This is a genomic window from Actinoplanes sp. NPDC021490, from assembly GCF_055562135.1.
Map to the genome: position 1 here is coordinate 1 of NZ_JBVHFW010000042.1, position 1,796 is coordinate 1,796.

General features: G+C 35.7%; 2 protein-coding genes. Both read left to right on the top strand.

The genetic code is table 11. From position 1 onward, the window contains the following. The first annotated feature begins 459 nt into the window (after positions 1–459). A complete protein-coding gene (locus ACZ3I4_RS47825) occupies positions 460–609 on the top strand; it encodes a toxin-antitoxin system HicB family antitoxin (protein ID WP_350502499.1) in 150 nt (49 codons plus the stop codon). Between the two features lie 523 nt (positions 610–1,132). Then, positions 1,133–1,796: rolling circle replication-associated protein (locus ACZ3I4_RS47830; protein WP_392079688.1), on the top strand; the 664-nt coding region annotated here is incomplete at its 3' end.

The window sequence follows — 1,796 nt, forward strand, 5'->3', positions numbered from 1 at the left end:
TTATTTTTCGAGTAGAGGGTTAAAGAAGCCTGAAGAGTATATTTTGACGGAAAAAGAAAAAGAGACTCTGCTAAAGTCTCATGACGAATATATAACATATTCCAAAAACTATGAAAATGAATATCTAGGCAATATTCATAAGATACAAATTAACTTAAATCGCAAAAGTTAACAGCGCTATTTTAACACATAGAAAATAAAAATACTATGACTTTACCGTTTTCTAATAGCGGGTAAAGTGTTCAAACTTTGACAATGGGACTCCTATAATGGGGTCCTTATTTAATTTCCTTGAAAATATAAAATCCGCCCTTTTGCGTGTGGGTGGGGTGACTCCAGTTGGGGCCCCCGACACCGCAAGGCGGATTTATTTTATTTATAAAAGACCGAGAGAAATAACACTAACCATTATGGTATTGACATGATACCACTTTGATACTATAATGATACCATAAGGAGGTGAAGTTATTGGGAAAAGCGGTTTTTTCTCTAAGGCTTACTGAAGACCTACACGAATGGTTAAAAAAAGAAGCTGAAAAGAGAGGTATGTCGGTCAACGCTTTGATTTCATACATACTGAGCGAATATAAAGACGATAAAGAGTTTTAACGGAGTAGTTCTACGTAGTGAAAGCGTAGCGGTTCCTTTACTTGGAAAGGCGACTCTGATAACCTAGTTCGGTTTGCCACATTAAAGATTTCTAGAAGGTGGCGACGGTGGCAAGTAATCTGGGTCGCAAAGGTTCCGAGTCAAGGATTCATGGAGTAGATCTACGCAGTGGTGATGGTGAAGCGCAACTAAAAAAACAAGAAAAGAGGACGAGCACATGTTTAATATTTCTTATTACAAAACCGAAGACACAAAAGTAATGGTGGTTACATTACACGCACTAAAACAAACTATCATTTTGCAACCAGGATTCTTTTATAAAATTTCAGGAGTTGATAGAAAAGTAATAACCGGCTGCGGCGAATTTAGTGGTACAATTCTAGTAGATTTAGGATTTATATTTCCGTTTAAATCTGATAGAAAAATAGGTTAATATTTAATCGCTATTTCTGTTTCTTACTTAACTTGATTATAGCGATTAATAAGCAGAAAAATTTAGACAAGGAAGAGAGGTATTTTATAATTGAGGTATCGTCACAAACTAATAAAAAGTGGCGGTGTATGGGAATTATTGAGCTACGAGAAAGAGGTAGCAACAGGTAAAGATGCAGTTCGTGAAAATGCTGGTAGGAAAAAACAGTCTGATCATGATTGGATAAATGATGCTGAAACAAAGATGAAGAACAGGTCTGATGTGTTATATCGTGCAAGGAAGCAAGTGTTTAACCAAGCAAATGCCAATGCAAATGCGTGGAACGAGCAACCGAAATTTTTCACACTTACATATGCTGAAAACATGCAGGACATAAAACAATCTAACTATAACTTCAAAAAGTTTATCCAAAGGCTGAATTACACTTTAAAAATAAAACTAAAATACACTGCTGTAATTGAGTTTCAGAAACGAGGGGCTATACATTATCACCTATTGGTCTATAACCTTCCTTACACGCCTGTAGACGTTCTATCGGACATCTGGGGTCATGGGTTTGTTAAAATAAATAAAATAGACCACGTGGACAATGTAGGGGCTTATATAACGAAATATATGATAAAGGATAATATTGACGAAAGATTACTTGGAGAGAAGTCTTATTTTTCGAGTAGAGGGTTAAAGAAGCCTGAAGAGTATATTTTGACGGAAAAAGAAAAAGAGACTCTGCTAAAGTCTCATGACGAATATATAA